At 67.5% G+C, this 16,971-nt stretch carries 18 protein-coding genes; 9 read left to right on the top strand and 9 right to left on the bottom strand.

Features of this window, described 5'->3' with window-relative positions; all coding sequences use genetic code 11:
* Positions 1-3 precede the first annotated feature (3 nt).
* The 5 genes from ACYVBS_RS13610 (at position 4) to ACYVBS_RS13590 (ending at position 2,392) form a co-directional block, all read left to right on the top strand.
* A complete protein-coding gene (locus ACYVBS_RS13610) occupies positions 4-438 on the top strand; it encodes a four helix bundle protein (RefSeq protein WP_460824269.1) in 435 nt (144 codons plus the stop codon).
* Between the two features lie 173 nt (positions 439-611).
* Complete coding sequence (locus tag ACYVBS_RS13605) at positions 612-1,808, top strand: RNA-directed DNA polymerase (RefSeq protein WP_460824268.1); 1,197 nt, start codon at positions 612-614, stop codon at positions 1,806-1,808.
* Entirely contained in the window at positions 1,798-1,986 is a 189-nt protein-coding gene (locus ACYVBS_RS13600; protein WP_460824267.1) for a hypothetical protein, read from the top strand. The genes ACYVBS_RS13605 and ACYVBS_RS13600 overlap by 11 nt, the downstream gene beginning before the upstream one ends.
* Positions 1,983-2,174, top strand: coding sequence for a hypothetical protein (locus ACYVBS_RS13595; RefSeq protein WP_460824266.1), 192 nt, complete (start codon positions 1,983-1,985; stop codon positions 2,172-2,174). Before ACYVBS_RS13600 ends, ACYVBS_RS13595 begins: the two co-directional genes overlap by 4 nt.
* On the top strand, positions 2,171-2,392 hold the full coding sequence (locus ACYVBS_RS13590; protein ID WP_460824265.1) for a hypothetical protein: 222 nt from the start codon (positions 2,171-2,173) through the stop codon (positions 2,390-2,392). Before ACYVBS_RS13595 ends, ACYVBS_RS13590 begins: the two co-directional genes overlap by 4 nt.
* A 100-nt stretch (positions 2,393-2,492) precedes the next feature.
* Here the strand turns inward: ACYVBS_RS13590 and ACYVBS_RS13585 are convergent, their stop codons facing one another.
* A complete protein-coding gene (locus ACYVBS_RS13585; RefSeq protein WP_460824264.1) occupies positions 2,493-3,509 on the bottom strand; it encodes an SDH family Clp fold serine proteinase in 1,017 nt (338 codons plus the stop codon).
* A gap of 337 nt (positions 3,510-3,846) precedes the next feature.
* Here ACYVBS_RS13585 and ACYVBS_RS13580 point away from each other — a divergent pair, with 337 nt between their 5' ends.
* Entirely contained in the window at positions 3,847-7,290 is a 3,444-nt protein-coding gene (locus ACYVBS_RS13580; RefSeq protein ID WP_460824263.1) for a galactose oxidase-like domain-containing protein, read from the top strand.
* 55 nt (positions 7,291-7,345) lie between these two features.
* Here the strand turns inward: ACYVBS_RS13580 and ACYVBS_RS13575 are convergent, their stop codons facing one another.
* The 6 genes from ACYVBS_RS13575 to ACYVBS_RS13550 all read right to left on the bottom strand — a co-directional run bounded on the left by ACYVBS_RS13575 (position 7,346) and on the right by ACYVBS_RS13550 (position 11,144).
* Positions 7,346-7,756, bottom strand: coding sequence for a GFA family protein (locus ACYVBS_RS13575; RefSeq protein WP_460824262.1), 411 nt, complete (start codon positions 7,754-7,756; stop codon positions 7,346-7,348).
* 9 nt (positions 7,757-7,765) lie between these two features.
* Complete coding sequence (locus tag ACYVBS_RS13570; RefSeq protein ID WP_460824261.1) at positions 7,766-8,494, bottom strand: hypothetical protein; 729 nt, start codon at positions 8,492-8,494, stop codon at positions 7,766-7,768.
* Positions 8,495-8,780: 286 nt separating this feature from the next.
* Positions 8,781-9,242, bottom strand: a complete 462-nt coding sequence (locus tag ACYVBS_RS13565) for a hypothetical protein (RefSeq protein WP_460824259.1) — start codon at positions 9,240-9,242, stop codon at positions 8,781-8,783.
* Between the two features lie 167 nt (positions 9,243-9,409).
* Positions 9,410-10,147 carry an HAD family hydrolase gene (locus ACYVBS_RS13560; protein WP_460824258.1) on the bottom strand — a complete coding sequence of 246 codons (738 nt, stop codon included), beginning with the start codon at positions 10,145-10,147 and terminating at the stop codon, positions 9,410-9,412.
* Positions 10,148-10,252: 105 nt separating this feature from the next.
* Positions 10,253-10,675: an EF-hand domain-containing protein gene (locus ACYVBS_RS13555; RefSeq protein WP_460824257.1), complete on the bottom strand. Its 423-nt coding sequence runs from the start codon at positions 10,673-10,675 to the stop codon at positions 10,253-10,255.
* 280 nt (positions 10,676-10,955) lie between these two features.
* Entirely contained in the window at positions 10,956-11,144 is a 189-nt protein-coding gene (locus ACYVBS_RS13550; protein ID WP_460824256.1) for a CPXCG motif-containing cysteine-rich protein, read from the bottom strand.
* Between the two features lie 218 nt (positions 11,145-11,362).
* Here ACYVBS_RS13550 and ACYVBS_RS13545 point away from each other — a divergent pair, with 218 nt between their 5' ends.
* The 3 genes from ACYVBS_RS13545 to ACYVBS_RS13535 all read left to right on the top strand — a co-directional run bounded on the left by ACYVBS_RS13545 (position 11,363) and on the right by ACYVBS_RS13535 (position 15,051).
* Positions 11,363-11,860: a hypothetical protein gene (locus tag ACYVBS_RS13545; protein ID WP_460824254.1), complete on the top strand. Its 498-nt coding sequence runs from the start codon at positions 11,363-11,365 to the stop codon at positions 11,858-11,860.
* 185 nt (positions 11,861-12,045) lie between these two features.
* A complete protein-coding gene (locus tag ACYVBS_RS13540; protein ID WP_460824253.1) occupies positions 12,046-13,806 on the top strand; it encodes an endonuclease in 1,761 nt (586 codons plus the stop codon).
* A 192-nt stretch (positions 13,807-13,998) separates the two neighbouring features.
* Positions 13,999-15,051, top strand: a complete 1,053-nt coding sequence (locus tag ACYVBS_RS13535) for an NAD(P)-dependent alcohol dehydrogenase (protein WP_460824251.1) — start codon at positions 13,999-14,001, stop codon at positions 15,049-15,051.
* Between the two features lie 179 nt (positions 15,052-15,230).
* Here the strand turns inward: ACYVBS_RS13535 and ACYVBS_RS13530 are convergent, their stop codons facing one another.
* Together ACYVBS_RS13530 and ACYVBS_RS13525 are read right to left on the bottom strand one after the other, a co-directional pair.
* Complete coding sequence (locus tag ACYVBS_RS13530) at positions 15,231-15,860, bottom strand: Rossmann-fold NAD(P)-binding domain-containing protein (RefSeq protein WP_460824250.1); 630 nt, start codon at positions 15,858-15,860, stop codon at positions 15,231-15,233.
* A gap of 79 nt (positions 15,861-15,939) precedes the next feature.
* Positions 15,940-16,914 carry an aspartyl protease family protein gene (locus ACYVBS_RS13525; RefSeq protein ID WP_460824249.1) on the bottom strand — a complete coding sequence of 325 codons (975 nt, stop codon included), beginning with the start codon at positions 16,912-16,914 and terminating at the stop codon, positions 15,940-15,942.
* Between the last annotated feature and the right edge of the window lie 57 nt (positions 16,915-16,971).

Raw genomic sequence — 16,971 nt, 5'->3', positions numbered from 1 at the left:
GTCATGGCCTACGACCTGCCACCGATCGCCAAAGCCGCTGACCGCCTGCTCGTGGAAATCGAGCAGGCGGTGCAGGGCTTCACCCGCAACCACCGCCACGCCACCGGCAAAGACCTGCGCGAGCAGGCCATGCAGGTGGCGCGCCTGGTGAACCGGGCGTGGCGCGATCGCGGCAGGCAACTGCACTGGATCACCGAGCTGCAGTGGGCCATCGATGAGTTGCGGCTGACCATGCAACTGGGCAGCCGCGTGAAGGCGTTCCGCAGCTTTGGCCAGTTCGAGGCCCTGATCCTCCAGGTCGAGGATCTTGGCAAGCAGGCCGGCGGCTGGAAGCGCCAGCAAGAGCACCACAGGGGCCAGAGCCCGGCGCACAAGGCTGCGCCGGGGCGTGCCCAGACACTGAGTACCTGCGCCGCCTCCACGGGGGCCAACCTATGACGACGCCACGCTACCCCACGGTTGTGTGGCCGGGTCTCAAGAGCGCAGGGATGCGTCGGCTTCGTCCTACGCGTGGATCGTCAACTTCAACAACGGCAACGCCAACAACAACCACCGCGACAACAACAACGCCTTCGTGCGTGCGGTCCGGTCGTTGCCGGCCGGTGAGTGTCATGGTGCCCGCGCAGGAGGTGACCCTGCGCGCTTTATTCGATGCCTGGCGCCGTGCGGCGCGGGGCAAGGTTCCCAGCCGTAACCAGCTGGCGTTCGATGCCAAGTGGAGCAGCGGCCTGCTGCAGCTGCAGGCACAGCTGGCCGCTGGCACCTGGTCGCCGCGGCCCAGCACGTGCTTCATCGCCACCCGGCCCAAGGCCCGCGAGATCCACGCGCCCGACTTCGGCGATCGCGTCGTGCACCACTGGCTGGTGCCGCAGCTGGAGTCACTGTGGGAGCCGCGCTTCATCCACGATAGCTACGCCAACCGGCGCGGCAAGGGCAGCCACGCGGCGGTGCGGCGCCTGCAGCAATTCGTGCGGCAGGTGGCCAGCGGCCAGGGCGGCGGCTACTACCTGCAGCTGGACATCCACAACTTCTTCAACTCGATCCACCGGGCCACGCTGTATGGCCAGCTGAAGCCGGTCATGGCGCGGCACGGCCTGCCAGAGCCGGTCCGCCGCGCCACGCATGCCCTATTGCGCCACCCGGCGATGCAGCCGGGCGTGCAGGTGCGCGCAACGCCCGAAGAACTGGCGCTGGTGCCGGCTCACAAGCGCCTGGCCAACGCGCCCAAGGGCTGCGGTCTGCCGATCGGCAACTTGAGCAGCCAGTTCTTCGCCAACGTGTACCTGGACGCGCTGGACCAGTTCGTGAAGCACGAGCTGAAAGCCAAGCGCTACCTGCGCTACGTCGACGACTTTGTCATCGTGCACCACGACCGCGAGCAGCTGGCCACGTGGCAGGCGCATATCGAGCGCTTCCTCGGGCAGCACTTGCGGCTGTCGCTCAAGGCGGACCAGAAGCTGCGGCCGCTGGCCGACGGCATCGACTTCCTGGGCTACGTGGTGCGCCCCTCGCACACGCTGGCGCGCCGCCGCGTGGTCGCCCATGCCAAGGCCGCGCTGGCCGACTGGGGACGCTCCCACGTCGCTTACGGCGCGATGCGCGCTACGCCTGCCGACCTGCGCCGCATCCAAGCCACAGCCGCCAGCTATGCCGGCCACCTTCGCCATGCCAACAGCCACCGCCTGCAGGCCGCATTGCGCCGCCGGTTCCCGTGGCTCGACACCGCCGCACGACCGCGACGATTCCATCACCGGCTGGAAGGCCGGCAACTGACCATCCCCACGCGAGGCCCGTCCCATGGACGCTGATCATGCCACCCGTCATCCGCTGACGAAGCAATCCGAAGTTCTTGCCGTGCTACGCGCAGGCGGCCGCGCCGAGCCAACCGGGGAGCGTGGGCTGGTTCGCCTGCTCGACGCTGCTGGAAATGAGGTGGCCGCATGGCAGACCGCGATCAAGTCCGCGATGGCCAAGGTGCAGGCATGAGCCGCACACCGAAGCAACCGAAGCCGCACCAGATCACCACCCACGTCCGCGGCCTGGGCGATGCGCAGCTGGCAGAGCTGATCACCACGCTGCGAGTCGCCACCCGGACAGGGCAGGCAACGCTGGCCAAGGCCCTGCAGGAACAGAAACGCCGCCGCAAGCAACACAAGGAGCCGGCCGCCCCATGAGCGCCAACGACCTCGCCACCTTCTGGATACTGTTCGGCAAGCACGGGCCGACGATGACCCTCGACCAAATTCAGTCTGAGTTCTTCCCCAGCACCACCAAGAAGACCATGCGCAACAAGCTGGCTGCAGGTCTGCTGCCACTTCGGACTGGTGAGGTATTCGATACCCGCGACGTGGCGGACTGGTGGGACGGACAGCGGAAGCGGAGTGCTGCCTAGACCGGTGAGCCCGCCAATAGAGAAGGCCCCACACTAGTGGGGCCTTCGCCTGTGATTCAAGTTGAATCAGACGGCTTCGGCGAACTCTACGCGATCCCGATCACGGGATGCTCCCGACGCTAAGCGCGCGAATTGATAGGCCTTGTCCATCTGACGCTGCTGGATCTTGATCAGCGCCTGGTTCTCGCTCTCCATCACCTTCGGGCTCGTCCACCCGCTCCGGTTCGTTGGCTGCTTCGAGCTGGTCACCTTGTCGATTAGCGCTTTCATCGTTCGCCCCTACTGCTCCATCGGAGTTGAATTCAATCAAGATCGGATCGGCATCGCGCTGCTGTTCAACGTACGGCCAGAACACATCGCAGAATACCGCCTCCGCATCGTTCAGATGGTGAACTCGGTGGAACAGTTCACCGGCTTCCTTGCGATCAATCACAAACCCGTGTGCCGGGTATTCGCCGATCAAGCGCTCAAGGGCGCCTTCACGGAGATTATTCGAGTACTGGTTAAGTCGCTGTCCATATTCCAGCGCCACCCGGGTGGCTCGCTGCATCTCGCCCAGCCGGATCGGGTCGATCTGGCTAATCAAGGGCGACGCAATGCCGGATGCCACCGTAGCTGCAAACTCAGCACACAGTTTGGTCGACAAGCCGAACCCACGAGTGCCCAACATAAGGCGGTGGAACGCGTCCTGAGTGTGGTGAGTCACAGCCTGGAGGGCCTGCATTATATCGAGCCCTGAGCTGTTTTCCTGAAGCTCAGACCCCTTGCGAACCTGAATATCAAGCGGCCCGAGCTCGCCGAGATCTCCGATCGCAAGCTCGTCGGCGGCGATGGCGATCAACGTACCCGCGCTCTTGCAGTAACTCGGCACCGCCAATCGGATGTGCTTGTAGTGGTGCCGGAGGGCGCGGGCCGCGCGGTAACCGCCATTGGGATCACCACCCCACGTTGTCAAAAAGACAGTGCAATGGTCGTGGCGTTGCTTTTCCGCCAGGGTGCGGCTGAGCTTGTGGTGCAACTCACGACCTACGCCGTGGCTGATCACCAAATAGTCACGGTGGGCGTCAGCCGCGCGCAACCCTTCGATCGCCTGCTGCTGGATGGTCGGCTGGTTCAAGGCGGCTCCCCGGTGTCGAACGAAGCATTGCACATACACGTAGCGACGGGCTACTCCCAAAAAGGCGGCCATCGATGCGCCAATACTGCACCATTCTCGTTTAACTTATTGATTCACATTAATTGCTGTCCAATCCATCATCGGGGCGACGGACAGGCGCAACTGCGCGGGATCGATGGCGGGAGATGCGGTCATGGGGGCGCCATTGTACGGCGTCGTGCGCCCCGGCCCGATGGCGTGTCCTGCGCATGACGCGCTCGCCGTTAATCCACGCGAGGGGAACCGCAACACTGGCGACACGACCACCGTGGATTTCGCGGCGCCGAGGCCCTAGCCGATGACCGACCAGCCCCCTCCCCGCCTGCGGCGCCTCGCTTTGGTTGCGGCGACCGCCCTGATCGCCGCGGTCGCGGGTGCCAGCGCCTTCCTGCTCACGGAGACGTGGCCACTCCCCCCGGAACTGCGCGAGCGCGACCAGGCCAAGGCGTTGGCCGCGGCAAGCGGGGATCCGTTGATCCTCGGCGCGCTGCAGACCTCGGCCAATGCGAACAAGGTGCGCGGCGGCGATGCCGCGGCACTTGCGGCGTTCCAGACGGTGCAGCCGGCGGGGGCGTTGACCGCATTGCCGGCCAGCGGCGACCCGGTCCATGGCACGTTCTCGCCGCCGGCCGACTGGCCGCTGGTGGGCATCCATGCGGTGCTGACCCCGGACGGGCGCGTGCTCAGCTATGGGACCACGACCACCGGCGTGCGCACGGGCTATTTTGTCTACGACGTCTGGGATCCCCAACTGGGCCTGGGCACGCAGGCCCATACCGTCCTGCCCAACGAAAGCGCCGTCGACATCTTCTGCAATGCGCAGTTGCTGCTGCCGGACGGCAACATCGAGATGTGGGGCGGCGACGTTTATGACCCCGCCAAGGGCGCGGCATCGCTGCAGCCCACCGATGACACCACGTTGTTCAATCCGCTCGACAACAGCCTGGTCAGCACCGGCAAGATGTTCCGCAAGCGCTGGTATGCCACGGCCACCACGCTGCCCAGCGGCGAGGTGTACGTGCAGGGCGGAACCGGTGGCGAAGACTTCCCCGAAGTGCGATCGGCCACGGGCACGTTCCGCCTGCTCACCGGCGCGCCGACCGCTTATCTGGGCGGGCTCTATCCGCGCAACTTCGTGGCACCCGACGGCAACATCTTCGGCACCCGTTACGAAGCGATGTATCGGGTCGATCCGCACGGGGCTGGCACCATTACTCGTTCGGGCCGTTTTCCCGGCAGCAACCTCGGCGCCAGTTCGACTTCGGTGATGTTCCGACCGGGGCGCATCCTCCAGGTGGGCGGCGGCTACGACCTGGAAATGGCCAGCCCCTTGGCGCACGTGATCGACATCAACGGTGCCACGCCAACCGTCCAGGCAGTGGCGCCCCCGTTGCAGCGCCGGCACTGGGCCAACGCGACCATGCTCGCGGATGGCCGCGTGTTCCTTTCCGGCGGCAGCGTGGCCGACAACGATCCAGTCAATGGCGTCGGCTACACCAGCGAACTGTATGACCCGACCACCAACACGTGGACCCCGGGCGCGACCGCGCAACGCATGCGCCTGTACCACTCGACCGCGCTGCTGCTGCCCGATGCCACGGTGCTGACGCTGGGCGGTGGCGCCACCGGGCCCGAGCTCAACCTCAATGCCGAGGTCTACTACCCGCCGTACCTGTTCAACGCCGACGGCACGCCTGCCGCGCGCCCGATCATTGCCACGGCGACGATGAGCACCCACCCGTCGGGCACGGTGGTGATTTCCACCCCTTCCCCCGAGTCCGTCCGTCGCGTGACGATGGTCAAGTCGGGATCAGTGACGCATTCGCTGGACATGGACCAGCGGTTCCTTGAACTCGAATTCGAGGTCGACGGCGGCGAGCTGCGCGCGAGCTTGCCCGCCAACCCGTTCGAAACGCCACCGGGTTACTACCTGGTGTTCATCTTCAATGACCAGGGCGTCCCCTCGGAAGCGGCGATGCTGCGCGTGGCCGCTCAGGCGCCGGCCCGGCTGACGATCAACAAGGTCGTGGTGAACAACGACGGTGGGCAGGAGACGGCGGAGGACTTTGCTTTTTCGATCAACGGTGGCGCGCCGGCCGCGTTCGAGACGGACGGCAACAACGTGGTCAACCTCGCACCAGGAACCTACACGGTGAGCGAGCCCGCCGTGGCCGGCTACGCCGCGAGCTTCCAGGGCTGCGACAGCATCACACTGGCCGCGGGCGAGAGCGCGACCTGCACGATCACCAACGACGACATCCCCGGGACGGCGGGCCTCAAGTTGGCGGCAGGGACAACGCAGGCGGTTTACCTTGCCGGGGGAACGGTCACGATGACTGCGCGTGTCTTCAACAACGGCGTACCGGTGTCCGGCGCGCGGGTCAACTTTGACGCACTCAAGCCCAACGGCGTCAACCACGTCTACGGCGCGGGGACGACCGACGGCAGCGGCGTTGCCAGCGCCTCGTTCGTCTCGGGCACCGGCTCCAGCTCAATCGGCACCTATCAACTCACGGCCACGACCAGCGCGGTAGGCCAGCAGGCCACTGGCCAGGCGAGCTTCGACGTGCATAAGCCACAGGGAACGCTCACGGTGCGCAAGGTGGTACTAAACGAGAACGGTGGCACGGCGGCACCCTCGGATTTCAGCTTCTCGGTCAATGGTGGCGCCGCGGTTGCATTCGAATCCGATGGCAGCAACGTGCTGATCCTGCCCATCGGCAACTACACCGTGACCGAGCCCAACTACCCCGGCTACGCAGCGAGCCTTGCCGGTTGCAGCAACATCGCCTTGACCGCGGGAAGCAGCGCGACGTGCACGATCACCAACACCGACGTCGGGGACGAGCCAGACCCCGTGCTTGCGTTGACCACGGGCGCGGCCAAGAGCGAGTATCTGCCCGGAGAAACCGTCACGCTGACGGCCCATCTGCTGCTCGACGGCGCGCCAGTGTCCGGTGCGCTGGTCAACTTCGACGCGCTCAAGCCCAACGGCATCAACCACGTCTATCGCAGCGCCACCACCGACGGCAGCGGCAACGCCACCGCGACCTTTGTGTCGGGTACGGGACCCAGCTCGATCGGCACCTACCAGCTGACCACCCGGGCCACCAGCGGCACGCGCAGTGCGGAGGCGACGGGCAGCTTCCTGGTCTCCAAGGCCACGTCGCCCGCGACGTTGACCGTCACCAAGGTCGTGGTGAACGACAACGGCGGCACCGGGGTGGCCTCGGACTTCAGCTTCGTCGTCAACGGGGGCGCCCCGGTCGCGTTCGAGGCGGATGGGAGCAACGTCCTCAGCGTCCCGGCCGGCACCTATTCGATCACGGAGCCCGCGGTGGCCGGTTACGCCACCACGCTATCCAACTGCACGGGACTGGTGCTGGCATCGGGAGGCAGCGCGACCTGCACCATCACCAACAATGACCTGGTGCCGGTGTCCCTCACGGTCACCGCCGGCACCACGGCGCCGACCTACGTTCGTGGAACCACGGTGACCATGACGGCACTCGTACTCAACAATGGCGCGCCTGTCGCGGGCGTGCGCGTCAACTTCGATGCACTCAAACCCAACGGCATCAACCATGTCTACGGCAGCGGCACGACGGACAGCAATGGGCAGGCGAGCGCGTCGTTCGTATCCGGCACGGGCCCCAGCTCGATCGGCACCTACCAGCTGACGGCGACCACCACGTTCGGGGGTACCACGGCCACGGGAACAGCAACGTTCGTAGTGCAGTGATGCCGACGCTGCCCGAGGTGGCGGTTGCTGCGCACGGCGGGAGCCGCGCGGGACCTCAGCTTACGCTGAGGTGTGCCAACGCAGCCGTCTGCGCCTCGCGGTCGTTGTCGTCGAACAGGGTGACGTCCATGCCCTGCACGGTATCGCCGTCCAGGCAGCGCGCATTGACGCTGAAACCGTCGGGATGGCTGCGTGGCACGTAGAAGCTCTTGATCCCGCAATGCCTGCAGAACAGGTGGCGCGCGGTACCGGTGTTGAAGGTGTATTCGGACAACGCGTCGGCACCCTGCAGCAGGCGGAAGCGCGAAGCGGGCACGATCAGGTGCAGGAAGCCGGTCATGCGGCAGATCGAGCAGTTGCACTCCAGCACCGGCAGCACCGCCGGCGCATCGACTTCAAAACGCACGCGGCGGCAATGGCAGCCGCCGCGGTGCGTTACGTGTTGGGCGTTATCGGGCGTATTCACCCGCGCAGCTTAACCCTTGCCGCCGCCCTTGCCCTTGTCGCCGTTGCCCTTGCCTTGGCCCTTGCCCTGGCCAGTCTTCCCCGTGGCGTTCTTGCCCGACGCGCCCTTGGCCTGGCTGGGCGGATTGCCCTTGCCTGCCGCCGGGGCCTTGCCGGAAGCGCCTGCCCGGTTGTCGGGCTTGCCCGCCGCCACCGGGGCCTTGCCCTTGGCGCCGTTGCCAGGCGCGTGCCCGGTGTTGGGGCCCTTGCCGCGGCCCGGGAAGTCGTTGCGCAGGTCGTCCGACAGCGTGATCGGGCGACCCCAGCGATCATACGTCGGCACGAAGCCGCGCTTGAGGCGATGAAACTCGGCCGAACCGGGCTTGATCCCCAGTTCCTTGGCCACGACGCCCCAGCCCTTGCCGTGGTGTTCATCCCAGTAGTCGGCCACGTAGCGGCACGGCCGGCCCAGGATCTGCGCGATGGCGCACGCGTAGTACACGTCGCCCGGGGCCCAGCGACGGGTGGTCAGCAGGTCGACGACCAGATCGCGCGGGGCACCGTAGTAGCGCACCATCTCGTTGACAAACGGGTCGCGGTAGCGGCTGCCATAACGATTGACGTCACCGAGGTAGGTGTCGACCCAGACGTCGCCGCTGCGCGGATCCCAGCCGATGCTGTAGTCCTGCGCGGCGGCGGTGCCGGTGAGGCCAGCCACTGCGGTGGCCAGGGCGAGAAGCAGGGGCTTGAACGAGCGCATCAGGGGTGTCCTCGTGTCCGGTTGAAGGCAGGGCCGCGTGGGGTGGTGCCATCCGTGGGGCAGCGGGCCTCGCCAAGCGACGGGCGGATACTGGCCGCGCAGCGATGAATATCCAGTGAGATCCGGCCCCTCCGGCCCCTTGCATTCAACCCCGTTTCACACTGGCGGCAGTCTACGCCCCGCCAGACAGCCGTGCGCCTTTTGCAAGGGATGCGGGGCGGTGGACGCAATGACGGCACCGGGCGACCGGTGCCGTCGATAGATGGACGCGAGCCCGTCGCGTGGCTCAGCGGTCACGCCAGCGGTAGCCGTCCCAGTAGCGATCGCGATGATCGTATCTGTCGCCGTAGTAGCGGTTGTCGTAACGGCGATCGTAGCGCTCGTCGTAGTACTTCGCAGTGCAGCGACCGCGGCTGTCGCAGCGAACGGCCTCGCGGCTGCCGGGACCGTTGCGCCAGTAGCCGTGCGCGCGGCCATACGGCGGGCCGGCGCGATAATCGCGCGGAACATTGCGGTAATAGGTCGGGCGGCCGTAGCGGTCACGCACCACCACCAGCCGGTCGTCGTAACCGTAATTCCCGTAGCGATAGTAGGGTTGGCCGCTGCGATAGATGACATCGGCCACGTCGACGATCACGCGCGCCCAGTCATTGGCGCTCTGCGCCTGGGCCGGCGCGGGGGACAGGCCGGCAACGCCGAGGCCGGTGGCCAGGACGGCCGGGGCAATCCAGCGGGACAGCATGCTCATGGTGGCTTCTCCTTCGTCGGACCACCCGCAGCGGGTGGCCACGGAACCGACGATGCAGAAACCGCGGTGAACCGGTTTTTAACCGTGCCCCAGCGTGCGCTGAATGCTGTGGCGCGTATACGCGCTGTTCACTTGGTGCCGCTCACCCGCAGACCTTGAGGCTTCGCTTAGGCAGTGGCATGCGCTGCCAGCGCACGCACCGCATCGGGCAGTTCGGTGGCCGCGTCCACGCGGCGCATGCGCACGGCATCGTGCGCCGGCACACTGGCTTCGGTCTCGTGCGCCCAGGTGGTGTGGTACGGCATGTGAACGCCCCATCCCCCGAGCGCGAGCACCGGCGCGATGTCCGATCGCAGCGAATTGCCGATCATCAGGAATTGCGCCGGCGCCACGCCGAACTCGTTGAACAGACGGGTATACGTCGCGGTGTCCTTCTCGCTGACGATCTCGATGCGGCGAAACCGATCGGCCAGGCCGCAGTGCTTCACCTTGGCTTCCTGGTGGAACAGGTCGCCCTTGGTGATCAGCACCACGTCGTATTCGTCGGCAATCGCCGCCACCGCCTCGGGGATACCCGGCAGCAACTCCACCGGATGGCGCAGCAGCTCCTTGCCCATGTTGACGATGCGATGCAGGTCGGCGGCGCTGATGCGCTGGCCGGTGATCTCGACTGCCGCCTCGATCATCGACAGCACCATGCCTTTCACGCCGTAGCCGAACACCGCGATGTTGCGCGTCTCGATCTCGTAGAGGTGGTCCTGTGCACCGCGCGCGCGCAGGTCGACGTAGTGGCCGACGAGTCGCTCGAACTCAGCCTGGGCTTCGTCGAAATAGTCCTGGCTGCGCCAGAGGGTGTCATCGGCATCGAAGCCGACCAGACGGATCGAAGTGGAGGGGTTGCGCATGCGCGCAGTATGCCTCCGGTCTCCATGCCGATGGTGGTGGCTCGGCAAAACAGGGGGCGGCGCGACGGCCGCCCCCGAAGACAGGCCTGCAGCGCCCTTGGTCTTTTACTTCTTGGACGCGCCGCCGGCCTGCTTGCCAACACCGCTGTTGGCGGCGGCCACGTAGGCCTTGTACTCCGCGCCCGTCAGCGCGCCATTGGCGTCGGCGTCGGCCTTGTCGAATACGGCCGTCAGCGCGGCCATGGCGCCGGCCTCCGCCTTGCTGAGGCTGCCGTCCTTGTCGGTATCCAGCTCGGCCCAGGTCTTGCGCGCGGGAGCGGTGGCCGACACGGTCGCGCCGGGGGCGGTGCCGGTGGCCGCCGGGTTGCTCGAAGCAGCGGGACTGGCGGGCGCCGTGGTCGCGGCCGGTGCGGCGGCATCCGCCGCGGGCGTGGTGGCCGGCGCGGACTGGGCCAACGCCAGCGGCGCGGTCAAGACGGTGGCGAGCGCCACGGCGCCCAGGAGCGTCTTGCGGGAAAGGCGGTTCATCGATCGAATCTCCATGTTCGGAACGGGAGGGTGATCGGCCCGTGCGGGGGAAGGCACGGTGGGGGAGCCGAACGTTCCGAACCTTGCCGGCCGCAAGGTGAACGATGACCACGGGCGCAATGGCCGGCTGCACGCGGCATTAACCACTTCGCGGCGCGGCTGCGCTAGCGACGGGCCGAAAGCGTGACGCGGGCAGCGCGCCATTCCTGTTCAGCCACTCATGCGCTCGCTGAACACAACACAACGTTTACGAATGGGGCCGTCAACCGGATGCGCGGGTTCAGGATCCGGCTTCGGATTCGACCGTCACGATGGGCGTGCCATCGTCATCGATGTCAACCACCACGTACATCGGTTTGCAGCACACCGGGCAGTCCTCGGTGTAGCGCTGCTCCTCGGCGCAGTCTTCGATGCGCAAGTCGATGCGCTGGCCGCAATAAGGACATTGGACTTCAACGACAGGCAGCATGTCGGCACCCCCAGTCAAATGGGACAACGGCCAAGGGTCGCCACAGCGGACACGCGCTGCGCGACGGCGACCCGGCGGGCCGTCACACACGCATAACGTCCGCGGGAGAACGCTTGCTTTCGAGCACGTGCCGGCGGTGATGCGCGTGGCACGTTTGCAGCGGAGCGCGGGGCCCACGCGGCCCGGCCCGGCATTCCTGCGCGAGCCAGGAGGTTGCGATGAAAACCCGGCATGTGTTCAGCACGCGCGATATCGCCGGTGCCCAGGCGGCGATGGCGGCCGCGCGCGACGCGGGCGTCGAGGACCACGACCTGCTGCTGGTGGCACGTTCGGACATCGAGTTGAGCGCGATCCCCAACGAGCGCAAGGAAGCCGATACCGACATGATGCCCGCGGCCATGCGCGGCGCCGGTTACGGTGGCGCCACCGGCCTGCTCGTCGGCCTGGTGGCCTTCGCCATTCCGCCGCTGGGCGTCACGCTGGCCGGCGCGGCCGCGGCGGGGCTGGCGGGCGCCATGGTCGGCTGCTGGGGCTCGGCACTGGCCGGCGCCTCGTTGCCTGATCCGATCCGCCGCCGGTTTGAGGGCGAGATCCAGGCCGGGCGCATCCTGGTGGTGGTGGACGGTTCGAGGGAGGTCCTGGCCCAGGCCGAGCCGGCCATTACCCGCACGGGCGCCACGTTATTGCCCTTCGAGGCGCCCAGCTTGATGGCCTGAGTACGCGACCACCAACGCGGCGACATCCATCGATGTCGGGTCGGGCGCGTTCAACGCCCGATAGGGACCGTGCGCATCGTCTAGCCTTGGTCGACGGTTCGATCGGCGAACCGCGGGGCCGCGCGCAAGCCGTCATATTTGACGGCTAGAGTCGGCGCCTTCATCGACAACAGGGAAGGGTTCACATGTCCACAGCACATCGTACCGGGCGCCTGCTCGCGGCGCTTGCCTTGGCGACGTTGCCGCTGGCCGCCTCGGCCGACGTCTTCATCAACGAGTTGCACTACGACGACGCTACCAGCAGCGGCGACGTCGGCGAGAAGATCGAAGTCGTCGCCACTGCCGGCGAGAGCCTCAGTGGCTATCGCATCTACCTGTACAACGGCGCGACGCCGTCGTCCGCCACCAGCTATGACAACGACCTGGTGCCGACCGGCAGCCTGGTGACCTGCGGCGGCACGGTGCGCATCGCCACCGTCAGCTACCCCAGCAATGGCATCCAGAACGGCGCGCCCGACGCGATAGCGTTGGTCAACGGCAGCGGCCAGCTGGTGCAGTTCATCAGCTACGAAGGCACGGTCACCGGTTCGAGCGGCCCCGCCGCTGGCCGCACCAGCACCAACCTGCCGGTGTCGGAGACCGGCTCCACCCCGGCCGGCACCTCGCTGCAACTGGGCGGCAGCGGCAGTACCTACGCCAACTTCAGCTGGAAGGCCTCGGCCACGCAGACCTTCGGCGCGTGCAACAACGGCCAGAGTTTCGCCTCGGCCAACCCGGCGCCGACCGTGGTCTCCACCTCGCCGGCCAACGGCGCCACCGGCGTCGCCCCGGCGACCGACTTGGCGGTGACCTTCAGCGAGTCGGTGGGCCTGACCAGCGGCGCCTTCGCGCTGCAGTGCAGCGCCAGCGGCGCGGTCGGCCTGACGTACCCGGCCAGCGGCACCAGCTTCACGATCACCACCAACGCCACCCTCGCCGGTGGCGAGACCTGCGCCTTCACCGTCAACGCGAGCAAGGTGTTCGATGCCGGCGGCGCCTCGCCGGCGCAGAACACGGTGGCCAACTTCACGGTGGCCAGCAGCGGCGGCACTGGCTATTACGCGCGGGTCAATACCAGCAGCGCCAGCCAGCTGCGCTGCTCGCTGCACGAAACCATCAAGGGCCACACCGCCTACCCGTACAGCGCCAGCACCACCGACACCTGGGACATCCTCGAGATTGCCGATGAGGACCCGAACAACGCCGGCCGCATTCTGGACGCCTACCGTAACCGCAGCTACCTCAAGGGCAGCGAGCGTGCGGGCACCGGTACCGGCATCACCTACAACCGCGAACACACCTGGCCCAACTCGCTGGGCTTTGGCAGCGCCACCGGCGACAAGGGCCTGCCCTACGCGCCGTACACCGACACCCACATGCTGTACCTCACCGACACCACCTACAACGCCGACCGCGGCAACAAGCCGTACGCCAACTGCACCCTGGCCAGCGGCTGCGGCGAGCGGGCCACCGAGGCCAACGCCGGCTTCGGCGGCGGCAGCGGCGTGTACGCGGGCAACTCCAACTGGGTGAAGGGACCGGACGGCAACAGCGGCTCGTTCGAGGTGTGGGGCCATCGCAAGGGCGACATCGCGCGCGCCGTGCTGTACATGGCGATCCGCTACGAAGGCGGCGTGCACCCGGTCAACGGCCAGGGCGAGCCGGACCTGGAGCTGACCGACGACCGCAGCAAGATCGTCATCACCTCCGCCTCGCCGGCGTACATGGGCCTGCTGTCGACGCTGCTGGCCTGGCACCAGGCCGACCCGGTCGACGCTGCCGAGCGTGAGCGCAACGAGGTGATCTACAGCTTCCAGGGCAACCGCAACCCGTTCATCGACCACCCGGAGTGGGTGACCTCGGGGCTGTTCACGTCCACCAAGCCGGCCAGCTGCCAGCTCAACTGAGCCGCCAGCCAGCTACCGCGGAAAGCCCGGGCCCCGGCCCGGGCTTTTCCGTTTCAGGCCGCGGCGCGGCGGCTTGCGTTCGTCGCCTTCGTCCACCATATCCAAGGCCTGATGCCGGATACCCGCGTCGGTCCGCAGGTCGCCCGCAATTCCGTTGAAGCGACGTTCCCCCCATCCCCAAGGAGCCCCCCGATGACCACCAAGGCCTACGGCGCCCACGCCGCCGACCGTCCGCTCGAAGCCCTCGATATCCAGCGCCGCGCCCCCGGTGCGCACGACGTGCAGATCGACATCGCCTATTGCGGCGTTTGCCATTCCGACCTGCATACCGTGCGCTCGGAGTGGAGCGGCACGCTGTTCCCGTGCGTGCCTGGCCATGAGATCGTCGGCCATGTCACCGCGGTCGGCAGCGCGGTCAACGGCTTCAAGGTCGGTGACACCGTCGGCGTGGGCTGCATGGTCGACAGCTGCCAGCACTGCCATTCTTGTGATGAAGGGCTGGAGCAGTACTGCGAGAACGGCTTCACCGGCACCTACAACGGCGCCACCGCCGATGCGCCGGGCCACACGCTGGGCGGCTACTCGCAGCGCATCGTGGTCAACGAGAAGTTCGTGCTGCGCATCCGCCACCCGGAAGCGCAGCTGGCCGCGGTCGCGCCGCTGCTGTGCGCCGGCATCACGACCTGGTCGCCGCTGCGCCACTGGAACGTGGGCCCGGGGCAGAAGTTCGGCATCGTCGGCATCGGCGGGCTGGGCCACATGGGCATCAAGCTGGCGCATGCGCTGGGCGCGCACGTGGTGGCGTTCACCACCAGCGAGTCCAAGCGCCAGGACGCGCATGACCTGGGCGCGGACGAGGTGGTGGTGTCGCGCAACGCTGCGGAAATGAAGGCGCATACCGGCAGCTTTGACTTCATCCTCAACACCGTCGCCGCCAGCCACGACCTGGACGCCTACACCCGCCTGCTCAAGCGCGACGGCACGCTGTGCCTGGTCGGCGTGCCCGAGCACGCGCACCCCAGCCCGAACGTGGCCGGGCTGATCTTCGGCCGCAAGGCGATTGCGGGTTCGCTGATCGGTGGCATCGCCGAGACGCAGGAGATGCTGGATTTCTGCGCCGAGCACGGCATCGTGTCGGAGATCGAGATGATCCCGGTGCAGCAGATCAACGACGCCTACGAGCGCATGATCAAGAGCGACGTGAAGTACCGCTTCGTGATCGACAACGCCTCGCTGGCGGGTTAACGCCGCACCTTCGTCGGCGTGCTACCCACGGCCCTTACCCGGCCCCCGGTTCGGGGGCCGGCAAGGGCACGATGTCCGCATGACACAGGCGACTGGCGACATCGGCAAACGGACCCTGCCTCTTGCGGGTTATTCGCGTGTCGCTGGGCGTCTGCGTTGGCGCGGCCGCCTGCGCAGCCTCAGGCCATCTGCTCCGACGTTACGACCTGGGTGCCGGGTGTGGCGGCGAGCGCTGCCTTCAGCAGCCGCTGTGCAATGCGCTCCGCCGGATTGATCCGCCAGCGTCGAGGCAGCAACGGCCCCAGCGCACCGAGCGCGAGCAACCCCACGCGTTCGGCGACGCGGACCTGCTCGCGCTTGCCGCCGATCAGGCCGGGGCGCACCAACGTCAGCGATTGGAAGCCTACTGCGGCAAGGTCGCGTTCCACCTCGCCCTTGACCCGGTTGTAGAACACCCGCGATGCGGCGTCGGCACCGAGCGCGGAATTGAGCACGAAGGTCGGTGTGCCGTGGCGATGTGCCAGGCGCGCCACCGCCAGCGGGTAATCGTGGTCGACACGACGGAATTCCGCCTGCGAACCCGCGACGCGCATCGTGGTGCCCAGCGTGCACACCACCGCATCGGCGTGCCACCAAGGCGCGCCTTCCGGCAGCGCGTCGAACTCCACCACCGGCGCCATGCGTTTGGCGTGCGCCGGCACCGGCCGACGCACCGGTGTCACCACCGATGTAACCAGCGGATGGGCGAGCGCCTGCGCCAGCACGTGCCGGCCGACCAGACCCGTCGATCCCACCAGGAGCAGTTTCATCGACGCATCATCCCATGGCCTCGTGCCTGCGCCCACTCACGCGGGTCGACCCGCTTGAGGCACCAGAGGCGATGTAACGTCAGGGCGCCTTCGCCACGTGCTGGCCCCGCGGCTCCAGAATGAGGCGCTCACGCGCGTAGTCGAACACCACGTTGAAGCGAGACAGGAACCGCGCGCCCAGCCGGCCGTTCTGGCCAGACGCCACCACCTCCCGCCCCAGGGCGTATTCAACCGGCGTGCTCGCGGACGTGCCGGCCAGCGCCACTTGCACCGGCGCGCCCACCGTGTAGCGCGCCAGCCCGCCCACGAAGCAGGCCTCGCGCACGCGCCCACCGGCCGGCGCCTCGATGGCCGTACTGCTGCCCGGGAACAGCGTCATGTCGATGCCGGCACCACTGTCCACGTGCAGGCGCGCAGCGTAGGGCGCGCCGCCGGGTGGCGCCACCCGCGCATCGACGAAGGGCTGGCGGCCCTCGATTCGCGCCGGCACCACCCGACCCCGGCCCGCATAGCGGTACGTCGCCGGGTCGTACAGCGTCACCGTGCCGCGATCGCGGTTGACCTCGACGGTAAAGCGGCGGAACAGGTCATGGCCGATCACCCCGTTGAACGGCGCGGGCTGGCGCTGGCCCTTGCAGTCCAGTGACTCGGCGGGAATGGCGAGCGCAGCCTGGTCGGTGAGCGTGACGCCACCAAAATCGATCGACAGTCCATCCTGCCGCGCACCGATTGGCGCGGCGAGGTTGTCGGCGGCACCCAGGCGGCGCACGTTGCGCATGTCCAGCCCGAGGTGCGCCGTGCGCCGGTCCGCGAGCACCGCCACCACCGAGGCACCAGTGTCGAGCACGAAGTCCACGGGCGCATGGCCGTTCACGCGTGCCGGCAGCAGTACCCAGCCGTCCACGTCCTTGTAGGGCATGGTCAGCGGCAATGGCTGCGTGACCTTGGCGTCGGTGCCGTTGTTGGCCAGATACAGGCGCGCCAGGTCCACCTGGTGGCACGCCACGAGCAAAAACGATGCGGCCAGCACGAGACCGCGGATGCAATTGCGCATGATCAGGCCCTCCTCGGGCGATGGATGACCGGTGCGGTGTGTGCGGCCGGCGTGGTG

The sequence above is a fragment of the Lysobacter olei genome (genome assembly GCF_054777355.1).
Note: the sequence above shows the minus strand (reverse complement) of the source record. Positions and strands in the feature narration are given on the sequence as shown.